Genomic DNA, 19,323 nt, shown 5'->3' on the forward strand with positions numbered 1-19,323 from the left:
TTCATCAACTCACTACGCAATGTCCACTCGTTATCAATCGTTGAAAGGTTTCCGCGATATGTTGCCAGAAGAATCGCTACGCTGGCAGTGGCTAGAAGAAAACATTCGCGACCTGATGCGCCGCTACGGCTACGGCGAACTTCGGCTTCCGTTGGTTGAGGCCACCGAACTGTTTGCACGGGGCGTGGGGGAAGGCACCGACGTTGTCAGCAAGGAGATGTACTCCTTCCTTGACAAAAGCGATCCCCCGGAATCGCTTACCCTTCGGCCAGAGCTTACCGCCGGCGCGGCACGCGCTTGGGTGCAACATGAGATTGGGAAGAATCAAGGGCTGACGAAGTGGTACTACCTTGGCCCGGCGTTCCGATACGAGCAACCGCAATCGGGGCGGTATCGGCAGTTCACCACGTTCGGCATTGAGCTGATTGGGTCCCCGCTGCCTGAGGCCGATGCCGAGGTGATTCTTGCCGGTGTGGACCTAATTGAATCGCTGGGAATCCGCAACTACCGGCTGCGGCTGAACTCACTGGGAATGCCGGAAGAACGCGCCGCCTACCGCACCGCGCTCCTTGAATATCTTACGGTCAAGCGCGACCAGCTTAGCCCAGAAAGCGTCCGCCGGATGGGGAGCAATCCGATGCGGGTGTTGGATTCCAAGAAGGAGGAGGACATTGCCACAACCGCCGACGCGCCAAAGATTCTGGAGTTCCTTTCCGATGATTCGCGGGCGCATTTCGACCGCGTGCGGGGATTGCTTGATACCGCCGGTGTTCCGTACGTTGTTGACCACCGGCTGGTGCGCGGGCTGGACTACTATACCCGCACGGCGTTCGAGTTCCAGGGCCTTGACTTGGGGGCGCAGGACGCACTTGGCGGCGGGGGCCGATACGACGGGCTGATTGAACAGATTGGCGGACCAGCAACGCCCGCCATTGGGTTCGGGTTCGGGATGGACCGGCTGATTATCGCTGCCGAAGCCGCCGGGGCAATCCCGAACCAGCAGGCCAATTTGGATCTTTTCGTGGTTGGCTTGGGCGATTCCGCACGGGGCTGGGCCGCCCAAACAACGCGAACCTTCCGCCAGGCCGGGCTTGCTGCCGACTGCGATTTGCTTGGGCGTTCCATGAAAGCCCAGATGCGCGAAGCAAACCGCCGCAACGCACGCCACGTGGTGATTGCCGGCGAAAACGAGCTTGCCGCCGGAATCGCACAAGTAAAAGATATGCAGGGCCACGACCAGAAAGAGGTGGCCATTGCCGAACTGCTGAATGTGGTGATGGAGCTTCGCGCAGCGCGTTAATTTTTTTGGAAACTGCCCCACCGGTGCAGCTAACAACCGTCAACCAAAGGACCAACGATTGTCCTCGCTGAAATCTATCCGCCTTCCGGCAAGCGCCAACCTGAAGCTGCTGCTTGTGGTGCTGGCGTTTGCCATTGTCACCGGGACGCTGTGGTTCACGCAGCAGTTGGTGAACGACCTTCGGCAGGCCGAACGCAAAACCATTGAGCTGTACGGGAAAACGCTGCAAGAGCTTATCAACGATGAGAACGCCGACCCAAGCTCCACCCCCGCGCTGAACCTTGCGGTTGATTTAGTCACCACCATCGAGTTCCCGATGATGCTGACCGATGCTGAGAAGAAGCCATCCATCCAAACGCTGCCGGATGGAAGCAGTGAGATTGTTGGCAAATACCTTGACTACGACACCACCGCTTCTGCCGAGCAGCAACTGCGGCAGGCCGAGGAGTTGGTGAAGGATATGGAGGAGGCCTACGACCCGATCATTGTCTATACCTTCTCCCTGCGCGACACCGTTATCCGGGTTCCGGCCCCGCCACCCCTTGCAACCGACACCGCCACCACCCCGGCGAACGCGGCCATCAACGACACAGCAAGCGGCACAGCATCGGCCCCACCTTTCATCACCAAAACCATCCAGCTGCGCGACTCGATCATCAGCAACTACATCTTCTACGATGACTCCAAGGCGTTGCAGCAGCTGAGCATGCTCCCCTACGTGGAGCTGACCATTGTGGCGATGTTCATTGTGGTGGGCTACATCGGCTTCAGCCACGTGAAGCGGAACGAGCAATCAAACATCTGGGTTGGAATGGCAAAAGAAACGGCCCACCAGCTTGGCACCCCCCTTAGCTCGCTGATGGGGTGGATCGAGCTACTCCGCTACATGCCCGACGACCCGCCGCAAGTTCTGGAAGCCGCCGCCGAAATGGAACGGGACATCGAGCGGCTGAACCGGGTGGCGCATCGTTTCAGTAAAATTGGATCGGCTGCCGAACTGAAGCCGGTGAATCTGAACGAGGTGCTGAAAACCATCATGGCCTACTTCGAGCGGCGGCTGCCGAACATCGGGCGGAAGGTCACCATCAGCCTTGATGCTCCCGAGCCGGTGTATTCGGCAATCAATGTGGAGCTATTCGAGTGGGTGCTGGAGAATCTTGTCCGGAACGCCGCCGACGCGATTGACCGGCCCGAGGGGACCATCCATTTCCATCTGCGCCGTGTTCGTGAGTCCGCCGTGATTGACGTGCAGGACAACGGGCGGGGCATTGATCCCAAAATCCGCAAGGATATTTTCCGCCCAGGTTTCTCAACCAAACAGCGTGGTTGGGGCTTGGGGTTGTCGTTGGCGCGGCGGATTGTGGAGGAATACCACAAAGGGAAGATCACCATCAAAGATTCCTCCCCCGCCGGAACAACCTTCCGTATCCGGCTGAAGGCAACCGAGCAATAAGCGATTGTTCGGCAATGCCGGCATGAAGATAGAACCAGCAAACCATGTAGTTTTGCCGACAATTCAACCAGCAGATATTCGCACAACCATGTCCACCGAATCAGCAATCACCTACAAAACCGCCGGCGTTGATATTGAAGCCGGCGAAGAAACCGTCAGCCGGATAAAGCCGATGGTTCGCTCCACATTTAACAGCCGCGTGCTTGCCGACATTGGCGGGTTTGGCGGGCTGTACGATGTCAGCTTCCTGAAAGAATACGACCAACCGGTGCTGGTTTCCTCGGTGGATGGTGTTGGGACGAAGCTGAAAGTTGCCTTCATGGCCGAACGCTACGACACCGTTGGCCAGGACCTTGTGAACCACTGCGTGAACGACATCGCCGTCTGCGGCGCGGTTCCACTGTTCTTTATGGATTACTTCGCCACAGGGCGGCTGAACCCCTCCGTTGCTGCCGATGTGATTGCCGGATTTGCAACCGCCTGCCGCCAAAACGGCGCAGCGTTGATCGGCGGCGAAACGGCCGAGATGCCCTCGATGTACCAAGAAGGGGAGTTCGATTTGGCGGGGACGATCGTTGGCGTGGTGGAACGCTCCAAGATGATTGTGGGGGAAAACTCGGCGGCGGGCGATGTGCTAATTGGATTGCCCAGCACCGGGCTTCACACCAACGGATATTCCCTTGCGCGGGCGGTCCTTTTCCCCCGTTTCACCATCCAAGATCGCGTTCACGACAGCGACCAGACGATTGGCGAGGCATTGCTAACGGTTCACCGCTCCTATCTGAATGCCATTCAAGGGACGTGTGATATTGATGGAGTTCATGCCTACTCCCACATCACCGGCGGGGGGCTTGTTGGGAACACGGCGCGGGTGGTTCGCCAGCCGTTGCAGCTACGGATTGATTGGGGAGCATGGGAACGCCCGGCAATCTTCACGATGATTCAGCGGGAAGGGAACGTGCCGGAGGACGATATTCGCCAGGCAATGAACCTAGGGATTGGCCTTGTGATTGTGGCCCATCCAAACGCCGCAGATCGGGTGATTGCCAAGCTGCAAGAACTGGGCGAGCAACCCGTGGTGATTGGAGAAGTCACCCAGGGATAACCGAATTTCTACTTCCTGCAATGATCCGTTTCCTCCTCGCATTCCTCTTCTGCTCGGCAACGGTGTGGTGCCAGGGGGATACGTTGCCGCAACGGCTCCGCTTTGCTGTCATCGGCGATTACGGCAAAGCGGGCGAAGCGGAAGCAGCCGTTGCAACGCTGGTGAAAGGGTGGAATCCGGACCTTATCATCACCGTTGGCGACAACAACTACCCGCGTGGCTCCGACACCACAATTGACCGGAACATCGGCCAGTATTACCACGAGTTTATCCATCCTTATCGCGGCAGCTACGGCCCCGGCGGAAGCATCAATCGCTTCTTTCCAACGCTTGGCAACCACGATTGGTACACGCCGCACGCCAAGCCATATTTGGAATATTTCACCCTTCCCGGGAACGAACGCTACTACGAATTTGCCCAAGGCCCCGTCCGCTTTTTCGCTCTTGATAGCGACAAAAACGAGCCAGATGGGAAGAGCGACACATCAATCCAAGCCCGTTGGCTGCGGGAACGGTTAGCCGCCGCAGCCGAGCCGTGGAAGATCGTGTACTTCCACCATCCCCCCTACTTGTCGGTTGGCCATCATCGCCCCGACACCGCAATGCAATGGCCTTTTGCTGAGTGGGGAGCATCGGCGGTAATCGCTGGGCACGAGCACAGTTATGAGCGGCTAAGGGTGGATGGGATTCCTTACTTTGTGAATGGGCTGGGCGGGGGCAATATCTATCCAGAAGGGGTGGCTGTTCCGCAAAGCCAAGCGCGCTACAACGCCACCCACGGCGCAATGCTTGTTGAAGCATCGCCCGAGGAGCTACGGTTTTGGTTCATCAATCGCCAGGGGGATACGATTGACACGGAGAGGCTGCAGGCAAAGAAGATTGGGAAGGATGAGGGTGAGTAAAACCGCTATCAACCGCAGGATAGGGATGGAATTCTGAATGGGATGGTGAATGGAATGTTCGATGGAACTTTCAACCGCTTAGGAAGCGTTTCCCAGCGATGAACGCACTTGCAGCCCCCTTTTTCCACGCTGAACCAACTGCACACGTGACACATCGGGAACGAACATGACCAAACGCACCGCGCTTCTTGCAGGCGCAAGCGGGCTTGTGGGGGGGCATTGCCTTCAGCAGCTTCTTGCCGATGACCGCTACGAACGGGTTATCGTGCTTGTTCGTCGGCAGCTGTCGGCTTCGGCGTTTCACCCCAAGCTGGTGCAGCGGGTTATCAATTTCGATCTTATCCCCCGCCTTCCCGATTTCCCCGCCGCCGACGACGTGTTTTGCACGCTGGGAACCACCATCCACAAAGCCCGAACTCGAGATCAGTTCTACAAGGTTGATTTCACTTACGTCCACGAACTGGCCAAACGCTCGGCCGAGTGCGGAGCGGCGCAGTTCTTGTTGGTAAGCTCGGTTGGAGCAAGCGCCCGTTCGCGGGTGTTCTACAGCAAGGTGAAAGGGGAAATCGAGCAAGCATTGCGAAGCCTGCGGTTTGAAGGGTTGCAAGTCTTCCGCCCCTCGTTTTTGGTGGGCGAGCGAACCGAAGAGCGGTTTGCCGAACGAATGGGGACGATGCTGTTCCGAGCGCTTTCGCCACTGATGGCGGGAAGGTTCCGCCGCTACCGCCCGGTTGCGGCCCAGACGGTAGCGCGTGCCATGATCCAGATTGCCCACCAAGAACTTCACGGGGTGAATGTTTTTGAATCCGACAAGATTGCGTTGATCGGTGCCGAACGCCAACGCGGATCAAGGAAGTAAAAAGAAGATCATGCCCGACGTTTACTTTCTACACGGACCGCTCGGTGTTCGGTACCGTCGGGCATGATGAAAACGATCTCGCTGGTCATCTCATTATCGTTCACCATCTGGGTGATGATCTTGAATTTCATCGTCTGCTTCCCATCATCCTCCACCCCATGGAATGTCCACGTCCGTTTTGCAGCATCGTAATCCCCTTCGGCGGTGACGGCGTAGGTCCCCAACTCATCAATGGCGAAAAGGAAGTATTTGCTGCGGCGGTTATCGTAGCCGGTAAACATTTTGGTTTTGGCCGTCATCCCCATTGCCGTAATCACTCCATTCCCTTCAACGTAGCGTCCGCCCAGAATCATGGCGTTTTCGGCGGTTCCGGTTCCTTCCATTGGCGGCATTCCGGGCATCATCGTCACAATCATCTTTTGATCCCAAGAGCCAAGCATCTGTTTCAGTATCTCATGGCCCGGGCCTGGCATGGCGGCGGCTTCCATCTCTACAAACTCCCCACCTTCCTGTGCAGACAAGGTGAAGCTGGCCAACATGGCGAGTAACGCGGAAAGCAATGCGGTGCGGATCATTGGTGTTGTTGGTTGTGTGAATGTTTTTTGTGCCGAACAGCGATAGCCGCCGCCAGCGATTTGTTAGTTGCCGTTGAAGCGTCCGAACCGCACGGAATAAATCGGCGGAAAGTAGTTGCCGATGCAACTCCACGACTCCCCACGATCCTCCGAAACGAACAGGTTACCGGTTGTTGTGCCAAACACAAGGGTGTTGCCAGAAACATCCAGCGCGTGGCGGAAGACCACATCGTAGCAGTCGCGTTGCGGAAGCCCGTTGCGAAGCTGAGTCCAGTGTCCCCCGCCGTCGTCGGTTCGGCACACCAGAAGCGCGCCATCAATTGCGGTGCGGACTTCATCGCTGGCAGCCGGCACCACCCACGCCACCTCGGGATTCTGCTCATCAACAGCAACCGGGAAACCGAAGTAGGCAGGGCCGCCAGGTTGCGAGACTTGCGTCCAGGTTTCGGCTCCATCGGTGCTTCGGAAAATACCGCAGTGATTCTGCTGCCAAAGCGCGTCGGGATTGGCCGGGCAAGCAACCATCAGGTGGGGGTCTTGGCCAACATCATCTTCAGGATTCGGCAGGAACTCTGCTCGCATCCCTTGATTTTTTGGCTGCCATGTCTCCCCTCCATCGGTTGTTTGGAACACCCCCGCACAGCTAACCGCCACCAGCATTCGCTGGCTGTTCCGGGGATCAACAACGATTGAATGAATTCCGGCGTAGTCGCGTCCGCCGCCAAACCACTTTGTCAGGCGCGACGGATGATTCCACAATCCTTCCACCAGGGTGAAACTGTCGCCATAATCGTCGCTGCGGAACAAGCCGCCCGGCTCGGTGCCGAAGTACATGGTTCCCGGCTGATCCTCCCCCCCAACCGCCATTGACCAGAGGTAGCGGAGGGTTGCGGGTGTTCCCGGGGTGATTTCTGCTCCTTCTGGATACTTTGGGGCAGGGATTTCCTCCCAGCGTTCGCCACCATCGAAAGAGCGATGGAGCTTGGCTCCCCAATGGCCATGATCCAAGCAGGCCCATGCTGCGCCATTGCGGTAATCGTCGGCAGCGTAGGAGACTGGGGCACCTTTAAACTGCTGGCATTTCACTTCCCAGTTCTGGGTTGTTCGTTCCAGAGTGAACAGCCCTTTGCGTGTTCCCACAAAAAGTCGTGAATCGGCCATGGTGTTGCCTTTGTTGTGATAATGGTTGATGCCTGCCGAAGTGCGGAGAATCATCCGCCAGACAAGGCCTGCAGGATATGGACTTCGGAGCCGCTGGTAAGGGCGTCGCTAAGCTGCTTTCGATCGCGAATAAGCATCTGATCCACGAAGATGTTGACATGCTTTCGCAAGCCACCGTGATCTTCAACTAAGTAGGAGGCAATCCCTGGGTACTCCCCATCAAGCGATTGAACAAGCTCGGCAACGGTTGAAGCCTCCACCGTTACCTGGCGCAAGCCTGGGAAAAAGGTTGATAGATGGCTTGTGAAACGAACAACAGCCATTGCATTCTCCTGTTTGGAGTAAGGAAGGGGAACACGTTATTGCGGCAAGCTCTCCGCTGGCGTTACCGCTTCAATTAAGCCGATAACCGCCCCGGCCGGGTCTTGGATTACGCAGAAATTGTGCGTTCCTATGGAACGCGGACCATGGACGACAGCCCCGCCAAGTTCCTTGCATCGTTCCACACACTGCCGCAGATCGTCCACTTCAACGTACATCAGCCATTGCGGCGGTATCCCAGCGTTGCCGCCGCGTGCGTGGCAGATTCCGGCAATCGTTTCCCCTGTATCGGAAATGATGACGTTGAAATCATCATACCCTCCCATCGGATGTGGCTTCGTCTGCCAGCCAATAACCTGGCTGTAGAATTCCTTAATAGCTTCCGCATCTGGCACTGTTAAGTCACGCCAGACAATGGCTCCGTTTGGCATAATTCCTCCACAAGTTTTGTTGTTGTTACTTCAGGATTCACCACCGACCATAACCGCAACTGGATAGAGTTCGGGGTACGGAACGTAGCTGTTGTTAGAATGGGCTGCGCCGCTGGCGGGCTGGGCAACGTCTCGAAGCTGATGCCACGCTCCTGGAGTTTGGCAACGGTTTCGGCAATGTTATTGACCATGAACTCGATCGCGATTGCGTTCGGAGGGGTTTCATCGCCTTTCTGCACAGGCACAAAGGCAACGTTGAACGCATGGTCGGGGCTGGTAAACATTGCATAGGTATCGGATAATACCATGATGCTAAACCCGAGGATATCGGTATAGAAACCGACTTCGGCGGCGAAATCGCAGACGCGATATTCGGTGGATTGCCGCCAGCAATCACCCCAATCAAAAGGAAATTGATGCGGAAGGCTTGCGGCCAAACTGTTCCAATCTTCTTGGGATTGAGCATTTGCAGCACTGGCCAGTCGTTGTTGGCCAATCTGACGAAGGATTGCTACTTCCTGCTGAGCATCTTCCATCATTCCCTCCTTTGTAATTATGATGATGTACCGGATCACCCTATGCCATGCAGTCCTATACGATTTCCCTCAGAATCGCGAATAAACGCCATATATCCGATCTCTTCGGTAATCAGCGTTTTGGGTTGTAAGACTCTTCCTCCAGCTTGCACAACCCGCGAAAGAACGCTGTTGACATCATTGCCAACAAACAGATAGGTGACGATTCCGTGTTCTGCGGGGCTGTATCCTTGCCCTTGTACCAAAGCTCCGCCAACCCCTGTCGTTGGGAAAAAAGCCATTTCATATCCCCCCATTTCCCCTCGATTTAGCTCAGTGTTCAATATCGTTCCGTAGAAATCGGTGGCTCGGTCAATGTTTTGCACTGGAATCTCGAACCAAGTAATGGCGTGTTGCATGGTTGCTCCTTTGTGGTTCAACGGCTTTATTGTTCGATAACTGTTGTTGAGTTACTGTGCCGTAGGGTCTTTTTGCATAATTCCGAAGATATTCCCCTCGGTATCACGGCAATAGGCAAAGAATCCGATGCTTGGAATTGCCATTTTTGGCATAACAACAGCCCCACCACTATCAGTGATTTTTTCTGCGTACTCATCTACCGAATCAACATCTATGGTGTTGATTACTCCTGGGAAGTTTTCCATCTTTTTCATCAACCCACCATCAAATCCCGGTGCCTCGCGCTGGCCAGTTGAAACCATCCAATATTCTTGGGGACCATCCCATTTGTTGATGTTCCATCCAAAAACGTCTGCGTAGAATTTTGCTGCGCGTTCGGTGTTGTCAGCAGCAATCTCAAAGTGAACGACTCGTGGCATGTTTCTGCTCCTAAGTAGGTTAGTGAACGTGTATCGGTTGTCTGCAGCCTGGCACTATTGCCAGCCATTAACAGTTGTCTTTTCCTTTTTGAATGACTTGAACCTGATATCTACTATGTACAGGTAAGTTCGAAAGTCTTCATAAGAACACCACACAAACATACAACCGATTCTTCACAAATGACTTCTTGAAAATTGCTTTTTTCACATTTTGGTCATCAAAAGATGACCAACTCACATTCAAAGCAAAAAAAATGCGCAAAGAGTTTGTGCTCTCTTTGCGCATTAACGTGCACCAGTCAGTCTGCACCCATGATGATGACTGATGCCGTCTGAACGGTATACATCAACCCGTTTTCACTATGCCAAACGGAGTTTAGATGGAAAAGTTCCTATCGAAAATTGCTTTTTTATGGCATTTTATAATCTTTTGTAGGATATGCGCTGACGCTTTAATCGGGTTGTAGTAGCAGGTGTATTGGTAGGCTTCTTATGCCCATTGATTGCTCGAAACCCTTCTGGCGAGCACCCCACATGGCGGCGAAAAAGCCAACTAAAGGACCCAGGGCTTCTAAACCCTACCGCCTGACAGATGCCTGCAATGGAAATGGATGTTGTCAGCAACAGGTCTTTTGCACGCTCAATTCGCTTCCGTGTTAGATACTGATGAGGTGTTTCTTCAAAGGCTTGCTTAAATACGCGCAAGAAATGATGCGTAGATAGACATGCTATTTCAGCAATTTGAGAGAGGGTAAGAGGTTGCTCGACATTGAGTTCAATAAAGTCGCGAGCTTGACTTAACCGACCGTAAAGCTCCAACCTTGTTGAAATACGCGTGGCAGAAAGACTCTCCCGATTTTCGATAAAGCTCATCATGGTATTGATCGGTATAGTTGCTGCAAAGGATGATTTACCAATCAGAAATTACTTCAGCGATAGCATCACTTGAGGTAAAGAACGAGCATCACACCGTTTTTTTTATTGCTTTTTGCTTTACGAACTTCATGTTTCACGTGAAACCATCATCATACTTATCGAACATACATTGAAAGTATGGCAAGGTCAGATCGAGAAACACCGCTGATTCTTGATGCTTGTCCCAACGATTGAGGATTCACCCTTATAAGTTTTTCCCGACCCTCGGATGATAGCCCTACGATCGCAGTATAATCAATGGTCGCAGGTAATTGGCTTTGCTCAGCTACTTTAAATCGCTCGACTTCTTGCATCTGGCGTTGGATATATCCATCATAGCGTGCCGCAATCTCTATCTGCTCTGCAATTTTCTCATTTATCAGTAGTTCCACCATTCCCACATCCACTGGTATGTAGCTAAGAATGCTTTGTACTGATCGTTCTGGGCGTTTTAGTAGCTGCCAAAATGAGACTGATTGCCCATCTTCTTGTTCCTTGATTCTGTTTTTTTGCAGCCAAATCTGCGCTCTTTCTATTGAATTCGCTATAGTTTGAATTTCTTGAAAGGTGGTTATATCAACCAAGCCGACATCATGCCCAATATGAGCAAGCCTCAGATCTGCATTATCTTGCCGCAACAGCAATCGGTATTCAGCACGAGAGGTGAACATTCTATATGGCTCATTAATGGTCAGACTCACTAAGTCATCTATCAAAACGCCTATGTATGCTTGCGAGCGATCCAAAACTACCGCAGGTTTTCCTTGTATAGATCGAGCAGCATTGATCCCAGCAAGCAACCCTTGTGCCGCTGCTTCCTCATATCCTGATGTTCCATTGACTTGCCCCGCAAAAAACAACCCTTTCACTACCTTACTTTCTAGAGAATGATAAAGTTGGTAGGATGGGAAGTAATCATATTCCACTGCATACCCATATCTCAGGATTTGAGCAGCTTCCAATCCAGGAATAGTCCGCAAAGCCGCTTCCTGAATATCTTCAGGTAATGATGTAGAGAAACCATTGACGTACACAGAGTTTGTCGTCAATCCCTCAGGTTCAAGGAAGATTTGATGTCCGTCTTTATCGGAGAACCGATAAACTTTGTCCTCAATAGAAGGGCAATATCGAGGCCCCGTGCCTGTTATTCGCCCTGTGAACATTGGAGAGCGGTCAAAACCAGACTCAAGGATTTGATGGGTTGCGACCGTCGTCGTTGTTAAATAACACTGAATTTGGTTAGAAACTGCCGATGTTTGCCGAGAAAACGGTATAGGATGAGGATCGCCCTGATCGGGCGTACAGGCATTCCAGTTAATACTGTCTTTATGGATTCGAGGAGGAGTACCCGTTTTTAGTCGCCCGGTGACAACCCCATATCGGCGCAATGTTTCACTCAAAGACTCCGCAGACTCCTCTCCAATTCTCCCACCCGAATGAGAGTGTTCACCAATATGAAGACGACCAGTTAAAAACGTGCCAGAACAGACCACAAGCGATTTACAATCAATGCGCTCTCCGTTTTGCAATTGTACCTGCGCCACAGCACCATTATGCAAGACAACATCCTCAACAACACCCTCTACCAATGATAGGTTAGGGATTTTTTGAAGTCGTTTTTGAGCGAACGCTGGATAAAGGTCTTTATCATTTTGAGAGCGAGGAGACCACATTGCCGGCCCTTTCGATCTTCCCAGCATCTTAAAATGGATTCCCGATAGATCGGCAATCCTCCCCATCTCACCTCCTAAAGCATCTATTTCCCGAACAATCTGCCCTTTTGCCATGCCGCCAATCGCTGGATTGCATGACAATCGGCCAATTGCAGCAATGGACATAGTGATTAAGCACGTGGAACAACCGATTCTTGCAGCGGCTGATGCAGCTTCAATTCCGGCATGTCCACCACCAATCACAATAACATCATAATAGCTACCCATACTGTTGTTTTTAAGGTTTCACGTGGAACTCATTTGCCTATGCAAAACGAATCGAAAATTGTGTTCAAAACATCTTCTGATGTGGTCTCGCCAACCAATTCAGAGATAGGCTCCAAAATCTCTCGAAGCAGCGTTGATAAAACTTCTGTTGGTATCATCCCTGTTTGACTCTGAATCTCATGGATAAGCCCATGTATCTGCTTCAGTAGATTCAATTGTCGGGTATTTAGAAGCGCTAAGAGATCGCTGGTCTGCGTAGTAGCCCCCATTGATAAAGTATCCAGAAGGGTTGTGATTGTCGCTGGATATTTAATAGAGAGGGTAAGGTGATTTGAGGAACGATAATGAGAGACATCTGATTTGGTAAACACTGGAACGATAGGAATCGCAGGATATTGGCGTTGCAGCTCCTGTACGGACCCCATTTCCTCATCCATCAAAACCGAATCCGTAGAATCTATGAGATACAGAATTTGGTCGCAAACGGGAACCATTCCTAAAGCTCTGTGAATGCCTTCTTTTTCAATCTCATCATTCACATCACGAATACCAGCGGTATCAATCAGCCGTATTGTTATTCCATTATGGATAAACCGCTCTTCCAAATAATCCCTAGTAGTGCCTGGGGTGATGCTCACTAATGAACGCGAATACCCCAAAATTGCGTTAAAAAGGCTGGATTTACCCGCGTTAGGGCGACCCAGCAACAAAATTCGCGGTCCCCGAGATAGCCGTTCCGCAGTTGGAGATGTTCTAATCAGCTCTTCAACGTACAATCGAACAGCTGACAGCAGATCGCTGATTTCTTGTTCCGAAGCAAACTCATACCCCTCTTCAATAAAATCAAGCTCCAGTTCTAATCTAGCAAGTAATGAGAGGAGCTGACTGCGAAAGCTGTAAAGTTTCTCAGATAGCTCACCATGCAACTGGCGGTGTGCCAACATCACCGATTGCCGGGATTCAGCGGCAATTAGAGCACCAACAGCTTCTGCCTGTAAGAGATTCATCTTACCATTCACCACGGCTCGGCGTGTAAACTCTCCGGCAGATGCAATGCGTGCCCCCAGCTCTATGCTCAACTCAAGTATTCGATCGGTAATAATTGGGTTGCCGTGAATGTGAAGTTCCACAAGGTCTTCACCTGTGTAGGAGGCTGGTGAAGCGAATCGTACAACCATCCCTTCATCCAATACTGCCCCACTGTCTAAAACAGCACAGTTTGCCAGCCTCCGTGGCGGAAGCAAACTAAGGTTCTTGTTGCTTCGTAATTGTATGAGCGACTGCACAATCCGAACACTATCTGGACCACTGTAGCGAATAACAGCAATGGCAGCTTCCCCAGAAGCTGTTGATAGTGCGACGATAGTATCATCACGAAGTGGATATTTCATTGAAGTCTAAACCGATTTGAAACTGCCTTGTTTTTGGTAGTGATCAACAGAACCGAACAAATTCTTCCAAGCAAAATTGCCTAATTTTGCCCGATCCTTCCCTTAAAACATGAACATCTACCCATTATTTCAACTGTGGCCGCTAATCGTAGGGCTACTCCAGCAGCCTCCAGCAATTCGTTTATCTCCGGAAACGGTGATCATTGCTGACACAGCACGCTACGCTAGCCTGCACGTTCAATTGATTAACGAAACCGATAGCGCGATTTTTATTAAAAGTCTCCACCCCAGCTGCGGTTGTGTGCTGGCGAGTGTTCAAAGGAACAGGGCAACAAAAGAACACCCTGGGGATATTTATGTGTCAGTCTCGTTAGAAAGGATGGACACTTTACAGCCAGTTGTTGTTGACGTTTTCACAAGTAGCTCAGCAACACCTCACCTAAAATTCAACTTACTCAAACAAAGCAAGCCATGATCCATCAGCGACTCAGTATCGTTGCTTATGCTGTTTTTTGGCTAATTTCTGCGCATCTGCCTTTAGTTGCAGGTGTAGGTGAACGAGTCCCCCCGTTTCGTATTGAAGATCAGTTTGAGAAAATATGGACTGCTGATTACTTCAAAGGGTCGGTCACTGTGTATGTGTTGAACAATCGAACAGGCTATCAGCACACAAAGAATTGGACAGACCGGATCGTTCCCCTTTTCAAAGATCGTGTAAAATTTGCGCCAGTAGCCGATGTTCAAAGTGCTCCCGGGTTCTTAAAAGGGTTTATTCGTTCTAAATTTCAAGACAATTTCAGCTACAGTGTGCTGATGGATTGGGATGGAGTGCTCATTAAAGCATTCAAAATGGTGGAAGATGTGCCGAATCTTGTGGTTGTTGATAAACAAGGAATCATCCGATTTACGATCTCCGGCACTGGAACGAAATCACAGGTGGATTTATTGATCTCCAACCTGAACAAAACATTAGCTCAGTCAAAATAAAAGAGCGAAGCCGGTTAAGGCTTCGCTCTTTTTTTACTCCATTCACCGCCTACTATTTCTCATCTTCAACGATTGTGTAGTCAGCATCCTCAACATCTTTTTTCTCTTCATTTGAAGCGTTTGTTGAGGAAGACGCGGATGGCTCACCACCACTGTACATTTTCTGAGAGACCTCGCTCCAAGCACGGTCAAGCTCGTCCTTAGCAGTGCGGATATCATCAATTGAACCTCCTTTCAGGGCTGTTTCCAGCTTTTCGGCTGCGGCTTCAATGCGTGCTTTTCCGTCAGCAGGCATCTTATCGCCCAACTCCTGAAGTTGCTTCTTTGTGGTAAACACCGTTTGATCGGCCTGATTGCGCAACTCAACTTCCTCTTTTTTCTTACGGTCAGCCGCAGAATTTTCCTGAGCTTCGCGCTTCATCCGCTCAATTTCATCTTTAGCTAAACCGCTGGATGACGTTATCCGAATTGTTTGCTCCTTGTTCGTGGCCTTGTCCTTTGCTGACACATTCAAAATGCCGTTGGCATCAATGTCGAAGGTAACTTCAACCTGTGGAACACCACGCGGAGCCGGCGGAATGCCATCCAAATGGAATTTGCCAAGCGATTTGTTATCGCCAGCCATTGGTCGCTCGCCTTGAAGAACATTGATTTCCACCGATGGCTGGTTATCCGACGCTGTGGAAAAAATCTCCGATTTCCGCGTTGGAATTGTGGTATTTGATGGAATCATTGGTGTCATCACTCCACCCAAAGTCTCAATTCCCAGCGTTAGCGGGGTAACGTCAAGCAGCAACACATCCTGGACATCCCCAGAAAGCACAGCCCCTTGAATGGCGGCTCCAATTGCAACCACTTCATCTGGATTCACGCCACGATTCGGTTCTTTTCCAAAGAACTCCCGAACCATCTGCTGAACTTTTGGGATACGAGTGGAGCCACCCACCAAAATGACCTCATCAATCTGATGCGGGCCAAGACCCGAATCTTTTAAGGCCTGCTGAAGCGGGGCAACCGTCCGCTTGAAGAGGTCCTCGCAAAGTTGCTCGAATTTTGCTCGAGTAATCATCAAGTTCAAGTGCTTTGGACCATCGGCCGTAGCAGTGATGAACGGAAGGTTCACATCGGTTTGCAGCGATTGCGAAAGCTCAATTTTTGCTTTCTCTGCAGCCTCTTTCAGGCGTTGCAGTGCCATTGGGTCGTTCCGCAGATCTACCCCATCGCTCTTCTTAAATTCATCAGCAAGGAAGTCAACCAAGCGTTGGTCAAAGTTATCCCCACCAAGATGAGTGTCCCCATTCGTTGATTTTACTTCAAAAACGCCATCTCCTAACTCCAAAACGGAGATATCGAACGTTCCGCCCCCTAAATCGAACACTGCGATTTTTTGATTCTGCCCCTTTTTATCCATGCCGTACGCAAGCGCAGCAGCCGTCGGTTCGTTGATAATGCGACGAACCTGAAGGCCAGCAATCTCACCGGCATCTTTCGTGGCTTGGCGCTGTGAGTCGTTAAAGTATGCCGGAACAGTGATAACAGCCTCGGTAACTTTCTGGCCTAGATAGTCTTCGGCAGTCTGCTTCATTTTTTGCAGAACCATAGCCGAGATTTCTGGCGGCGAGTATAGGCGGTCATCAATACGGACGCGAACGGTTGTGCCCCCTTCGCCGCTTACGACCTCGTATGGGATCATCTTCTCCTCTTCCTTCACCTCGGCAGCCGTGCGGCCCATAAACCGCTTGATAGAGTAAATCGTGTTCTTAGGATTGGTAACAGCCTGGCGCTTTGCCGCCTGGCCAACCACCCGGTCGCCGGTCTTGGTAAAACCGATTACCGACGGGGTTGTGCGTGCTCCCTCGCTGTTTGGAATAACGGTAGGTGTGGTTCCTTCCATGACCGCAACCACCGAGTTCGTGGTTCCAAGGTCAATTCCAATGATTTTTCCCATGTTGTGTGCTCCTTATAGCGATTGATATGTTGGTAGTTCTTGATTAGTCAATGCTGATTGTTGTTCCTGTTTTGCTTGGTGCAGCTTGCCGTGGGATCAGAATCCGTAGGATACCGTCAGTGTAGGAAGCCGTTGCGCTGGCGGTATCAAGCTCAAGCCCTTTAGGAAGATGGACTTGGCGGCGGAACTCCCCCACGTAGCGGTCGTTCAACTGCACCACTGCCCGATTGGTATCTATTCCATCACCTTTATTACCCGAAATCTCCACTTTGCCGTCGTCGGTTAGCGAGATAGCGATGTCCTGCTTGGCCATGCCCGGTAGTTCGGCTGCAATGTGAAATCCATCCGCGTCATAATAGACGGACATCGGAGGGTAAGAGCTTGTGGCGGTGGCTGGCGAAGGAGAATCGCCATCTATATCTACTTGAACATTGGCTTTGATAAAATCTTTGATTCGCCCCGCAACTTCTTCAATGGTCTTTAGCCATTCATCGTTCTGCTTCATCATGGTCAGCTAGGTATTGGTGATTGTGGAAATGATATGCTTGCCAAATCTTCAACAATTACGCCATACGATCACAATGGCCAAAATGTCATTCATTGCTGTCAAAATGTCGAAGAATGTTTGGGGAAGCTCGATAGGCTGATTCAAGTTTCACAACGCCAACAATCATTCTGTCATTCTTCCCTTTTCTTAAATCTCTCCTCAAAGAAATAAATACTCTATTGTTTTGGTTAATGAGAATGTGGAAGAGTGGATAACTATTGAGGATAACCTCTGCTTTCCCAAAAAGCCGGAAAAACGGAGATTTTCCGACTTGGAAAACTTGTGGATAACTTGCGATTCTTCCACAACGCCGTGGATAACGTGAGGTAATCCACAGGGGCAACGGCACTTGCGCACGTGCAATCCTCATGGCTTTTGCACCTCTGTTGTGGGATTGTGGGAAACAGTGTGGAAAACTATATCCGAAATTTTCACAAAAACGCAGGTTCTAAATCACCATTTCGTGGAACATGGTGACATAGCGGAATGGCGGCCAACGATAATGGCCATGTTCACCTGCGGAGTCTCCATCTAAAAAATGGGCAACGCATCTACCGTGCGTTGCCCATTCGTTTGCAAACAATGGCTTGGCGGTTGCGCCGCGTGATTAAAGGCTGGTCCAGTTTTGAACAAAATCAACCAGCAAACGAACTCCCGCCCCTGTTCCCCCTTTGTTGATGTAGCCAGATGGGCGCGAGGTCATTCCCGTGCCGGCAATGTCAATGTGCGCCCAGGGGTAGTTCCCAATAAATGTTTTCAAGAACAACCCGGCGGTGATTGTTCCGGCACCGCGCCCGCCGGAGTTTTTCACATCGGCAACATCGCTTTTAATTAACTCCTCATACTCTTCCCACAGCGGAAGCTCTACCACGCGGTCGTACGTCCGGTCGCCCGATTGGCGGATGCGGTTGTTCAGCTCGGGGGTGTTCCCCATCAAACCGCTGGCCACGTTGCCCAGCGCAACAACGCAAGCACCGGTCAAGGTTGCAAGGTCAATCACGGCTTGCGGCTTGTAGCGGTCGGCGTAGGCCAACGCATCGGCAAGAATCAATCGGCCCTCGGCATCGGTGTTGTCAATTTCGGAGGTCTTGCCGTTCAGGTGCTTAATCACATCACCCGGCTTGAACGCCGTTCCCGATGGCATATTCTCGGTGGCTGCCACTAAGCCAATCACGTTTTGCTTAAGTTTCAGCGTGGCGATGGTGTGCATTGCGCCAATCACCGCTGCCGCGCCACCCATATCTAATTTCATATCGGCCATTCCCGCACCGGGTTTTATCGAGATGCCACCCGAATCGAACGTCACCCCTTTCCCCACAAACACCAGTGGTTGCTCGTTCCGGCCTCCCCCCTTCCACTCCATGATGATAAACGATGGAGGAATTTCGCTCCCCTTGTTGACTGCCACCAAACCACCCATCCCCAATTTCTCAATCTGAGCTTTGGTCAGAACGGTGACTTTTACCCCGACGCTGCTTAGCTCTTTTGCCCGAGCAGCAAGCGTCTGCGGGTCAATTTCGTTCGATGGTGCGTTGGCCAAATCACGCGCCAGCAGCACGCCATCCGACACTGCCTTCCCGGTTGCTGCGCCAACTTTCATCCCTTTCACTTCGGCGGCATCAAGGCCAAGAAGCACGACTTTGTTGGGTGCGGAGAATCCGCCGTTCGGTTTCTGGGAAATGTGTTTATCGTAGGAATAGACCCCTAACGCCAGGCCTTCGCTGATTGCTTGGGCAACGTCGGCTGGGGTAAAACTGCCAATGGCTGGCTGAACCACCGCAAGCGTTTTGCACTTTAGTCCGGTTGCGCGCTGGATTGCCAACGCGCCCGCGCGGCGCAGTTTTTCAAGGGAAACCTGCCCGGTTTCGCCATATCCCACAAGAATGATGCGGGGAAGTTTTTTCCAGCTGGTGTAGGCCACTGCGCTGGTGTCGCGCGCGCCGGTGAAGTCACCAGAGGAGAGGACCGGGCTGGCCGCCTCGGCGATTTTTTTCAGTTCCGCCGAGCCATCCCAGAAGCTCTCTTCCGACTGCGGAACCAACACAACAACGGCATCGGCCGTCACCTTCTCAAGCTGAAGTTGCTGAACAGTGAAGTTCATGGTGCTTTGTCTGTTTGTTTATGGAATATGATT

At 51.7% G+C, this 19,323-nt stretch carries 21 protein-coding genes; 7 read left to right on the forward strand and 14 right to left on the reverse strand.

Features of this window, described 5'->3' with window-relative positions:
- Positions 1–19: 19 nt before the first annotated feature.
- From IPM61_05870 to IPM61_05890, 5 genes are all read left to right on the forward strand, one after another.
- On the forward strand, positions 20–1,300 hold the full coding sequence (locus IPM61_05870; protein MBK8910838.1) for a histidine--tRNA ligase: 1,281 nt from the start codon (positions 20–22) through the stop codon (positions 1,298–1,300).
- Positions 1,301–1,358: 58 nt separating this feature from the next.
- On the forward strand, positions 1,359–2,753 hold the full coding sequence (locus tag IPM61_05875; GenBank protein MBK8910839.1) for a HAMP domain-containing histidine kinase: 1,395 nt from the start codon (positions 1,359–1,361) through the stop codon (positions 2,751–2,753).
- Between the two features lie 88 nt (positions 2,754–2,841).
- Positions 2,842–3,858: a phosphoribosylformylglycinamidine cyclo-ligase gene (locus tag IPM61_05880; protein MBK8910840.1), complete on the forward strand. Its 1,017-nt coding sequence runs from the start codon at positions 2,842–2,844 to the stop codon at positions 3,856–3,858.
- A gap of 20 nt (positions 3,859–3,878) precedes the next feature.
- Positions 3,879–4,760, forward strand: a complete 882-nt coding sequence (locus IPM61_05885) for a metallophosphoesterase (protein MBK8910841.1) — start codon at positions 3,879–3,881, stop codon at positions 4,758–4,760.
- A gap of 166 nt (positions 4,761–4,926) precedes the next feature.
- The gene (locus IPM61_05890; protein MBK8910842.1) at positions 4,927–5,619 is read left to right on the forward strand and encodes an oxidoreductase; all 693 of its coding nucleotides are present in this window, start codon (positions 4,927–4,929) and stop codon (positions 5,617–5,619) included.
- Positions 5,620–5,627: 8 nt separating this feature from the next.
- Here the strand turns inward: IPM61_05890 and IPM61_05895 are convergent, their stop codons facing one another.
- From IPM61_05895 to mnmE, 10 genes are all read right to left on the reverse strand, one after another.
- Entirely contained in the window at positions 5,628–6,194 is a 567-nt protein-coding gene (locus IPM61_05895; GenBank protein ID MBK8910843.1) for a DUF1579 family protein, read from the reverse strand.
- A gap of 63 nt (positions 6,195–6,257) precedes the next feature.
- Positions 6,258–7,355 carry a glycosyl hydrolase gene (locus IPM61_05900; protein MBK8910844.1) on the reverse strand — a complete coding sequence of 366 codons (1,098 nt, stop codon included), beginning with the start codon at positions 7,353–7,355 and terminating at the stop codon, positions 6,258–6,260.
- 50 nt (positions 7,356–7,405) lie between these two features.
- A complete protein-coding gene (locus tag IPM61_05905; protein ID MBK8910845.1) occupies positions 7,406–7,678 on the reverse strand; it encodes a MoaD/ThiS family protein in 273 nt (90 codons plus the stop codon).
- A gap of 36 nt (positions 7,679–7,714) precedes the next feature.
- Entirely contained in the window at positions 7,715–8,107 is a 393-nt protein-coding gene (locus tag IPM61_05910; GenBank protein ID MBK8910846.1) for a VOC family protein, read from the reverse strand.
- A complete protein-coding gene (locus IPM61_05915) occupies positions 8,074–8,682 on the reverse strand; it encodes a VOC family protein (protein MBK8910847.1) in 609 nt (202 codons plus the stop codon). The genes IPM61_05910 and IPM61_05915 overlap by 34 nt, the downstream gene beginning before the upstream one ends.
- Positions 8,679–9,041 (reverse strand): VOC family protein, encoded by a 363-nt coding sequence (locus tag IPM61_05920; GenBank protein ID MBK8910848.1) that lies wholly within the window; start codon positions 9,039–9,041, stop codon positions 8,679–8,681. Before IPM61_05920 ends, IPM61_05915 begins: the two co-directional genes overlap by 4 nt.
- Positions 9,042–9,092: 51 nt before the next feature.
- Complete coding sequence (locus IPM61_05925) at positions 9,093–9,461, reverse strand: VOC family protein (protein ID MBK8910849.1); 369 nt, start codon at positions 9,459–9,461, stop codon at positions 9,093–9,095.
- 420 nt (positions 9,462–9,881) lie between these two features.
- The gene (locus IPM61_05930) at positions 9,882–10,337 is read right to left on the reverse strand and encodes a helix-turn-helix transcriptional regulator (protein MBK8910850.1); all 456 of its coding nucleotides are present in this window, start codon (positions 10,335–10,337) and stop codon (positions 9,882–9,884) included.
- A gap of 155 nt (positions 10,338–10,492) precedes the next feature.
- A complete protein-coding gene (gene mnmG, locus IPM61_05935) occupies positions 10,493–12,316 on the reverse strand; it encodes a tRNA uridine-5-carboxymethylaminomethyl(34) synthesis enzyme MnmG (GenBank protein ID MBK8910851.1) in 1,824 nt (607 codons plus the stop codon).
- 29 nt (positions 12,317–12,345) lie between these two features.
- The gene (mnmE, locus tag IPM61_05940; protein ID MBK8910852.1) at positions 12,346–13,707 is read right to left on the reverse strand and encodes a tRNA uridine-5-carboxymethylaminomethyl(34) synthesis GTPase MnmE; all 1,362 of its coding nucleotides are present in this window, start codon (positions 13,705–13,707) and stop codon (positions 12,346–12,348) included.
- Positions 13,708–13,816: 109 nt separating this feature from the next.
- Here mnmE and IPM61_05945 point away from each other — a divergent pair, with 109 nt between their 5' ends.
- A complete protein-coding gene (locus IPM61_05945; protein ID MBK8910853.1) occupies positions 13,817–14,182 on the forward strand; it encodes a hypothetical protein in 366 nt (121 codons plus the stop codon).
- Positions 14,179–14,694: a hypothetical protein gene (locus tag IPM61_05950; protein ID MBK8910854.1), complete on the forward strand. Its 516-nt coding sequence runs from the start codon at positions 14,179–14,181 to the stop codon at positions 14,692–14,694. Before IPM61_05945 ends, IPM61_05950 begins: the two co-directional genes overlap by 4 nt.
- A 52-nt stretch (positions 14,695–14,746) precedes the next feature.
- Here IPM61_05950 and dnaK read toward each other — a convergent pair whose 3' ends face one another.
- The 4 genes from dnaK to IPM61_05970 form a co-directional block, all read right to left on the reverse strand.
- Positions 14,747–16,642 (reverse strand): molecular chaperone DnaK, encoded by a 1,896-nt coding sequence (gene dnaK / locus IPM61_05955; GenBank protein ID MBK8910855.1) that lies wholly within the window; start codon positions 16,640–16,642, stop codon positions 14,747–14,749.
- A gap of 43 nt (positions 16,643–16,685) precedes the next feature.
- Positions 16,686–17,150, reverse strand: coding sequence for an Hsp20/alpha crystallin family protein (locus tag IPM61_05960; protein ID MBK8910856.1), 465 nt, complete (start codon positions 17,148–17,150; stop codon positions 16,686–16,688).
- A gap of 85 nt (positions 17,151–17,235) precedes the next feature.
- Entirely contained in the window at positions 17,236–17,559 is a 324-nt protein-coding gene (locus IPM61_05965) for a hypothetical protein (GenBank protein MBK8910857.1), read from the reverse strand.
- Between the two features lie 237 nt (positions 17,560–17,796).
- A complete protein-coding gene (locus IPM61_05970; protein MBK8910858.1) occupies positions 17,797–19,290 on the reverse strand; it encodes a leucyl aminopeptidase in 1,494 nt (497 codons plus the stop codon).
- Positions 19,291–19,323 lie beyond the last annotated feature (33 nt).

The organism is Chlorobiota bacterium, assembly GCA_016710285.1.
Classification (GTDB): domain Bacteria; phylum Bacteroidota; class Ignavibacteria; order OLB7; family OLB7; genus OLB7.

Coding starts and splice junctions, on each gene's coding strand:
- IPM61_05870 (MBK8910838.1), top strand. CDS start 20: ATGTCCACTCGTTATCAATCGTTGAAAGGTTTCCGCGATATGTTGCCA.
- IPM61_05880 (MBK8910840.1), top strand. CDS start 2,842: ATGTCCACCGAATCAGCAATCACCTACAAAACCGCCGGCGTTGATATT.
- IPM61_05885 (MBK8910841.1), top strand. CDS start 3,879: ATGATCCGTTTCCTCCTCGCATTCCTCTTCTGCTCGGCAACGGTGTGG.
- IPM61_05890 (MBK8910842.1), top strand. CDS start 4,927: ATGACCAAACGCACCGCGCTTCTTGCAGGCGCAAGCGGGCTTGTGGGG.
- IPM61_05895 (MBK8910843.1), bottom strand. CDS start 6,194: ATGATCCGCACCGCATTGCTTTCCGCGTTACTCGCCATGTTGGCCAGC.
- IPM61_05900 (MBK8910844.1), bottom strand. CDS start 7,355: ATGGCCGATTCACGACTTTTTGTGGGAACACGCAAAGGGCTGTTCACT.
- IPM61_05905 (MBK8910845.1), bottom strand. CDS start 7,678: ATGGCTGTTGTTCGTTTCACAAGCCATCTATCAACCTTTTTCCCAGGC.
- IPM61_05910 (MBK8910846.1), bottom strand. CDS start 8,107: ATGCCAAACGGAGCCATTGTCTGGCGTGACTTAACAGTGCCAGATGCG.
- IPM61_05920 (MBK8910848.1), bottom strand. CDS start 9,041: ATGCAACACGCCATTACTTGGTTCGAGATTCCAGTGCAAAACATTGAC.
- IPM61_05925 (MBK8910849.1), bottom strand. CDS start 9,461: ATGCCACGAGTCGTTCACTTTGAGATTGCTGCTGACAACACCGAACGC.
- IPM61_05930 (MBK8910850.1), bottom strand. CDS start 10,337: ATGATGAGCTTTATCGAAAATCGGGAGAGTCTTTCTGCCACGCGTATT.
- mnmG (MBK8910851.1), bottom strand. CDS start 12,316: ATGGGTAGCTATTATGATGTTATTGTGATTGGTGGTGGACATGCCGGA.
- mnmE (MBK8910852.1), bottom strand. CDS start 13,707: ATGAAATATCCACTTCGTGATGATACTATCGTCGCACTATCAACAGCT.
- IPM61_05945 (MBK8910853.1), top strand. CDS start 13,817: ATGAACATCTACCCATTATTTCAACTGTGGCCGCTAATCGTAGGGCTA.
- IPM61_05950 (MBK8910854.1), top strand. CDS start 14,179: ATGATCCATCAGCGACTCAGTATCGTTGCTTATGCTGTTTTTTGGCTA.
- dnaK (MBK8910855.1), bottom strand. CDS start 16,642: ATGGGAAAAATCATTGGAATTGACCTTGGAACCACGAACTCGGTGGTT.
- IPM61_05960 (MBK8910856.1), bottom strand. CDS start 17,150: ATGATGAAGCAGAACGATGAATGGCTAAAGACCATTGAAGAAGTTGCG.
- IPM61_05965 (MBK8910857.1), bottom strand. CDS start 17,559: ATGAGGATTGCACGTGCGCAAGTGCCGTTGCCCCTGTGGATTACCTCA.
- IPM61_05970 (MBK8910858.1), bottom strand. CDS start 19,290: ATGAACTTCACTGTTCAGCAACTTCAGCTTGAGAAGGTGACGGCCGAT.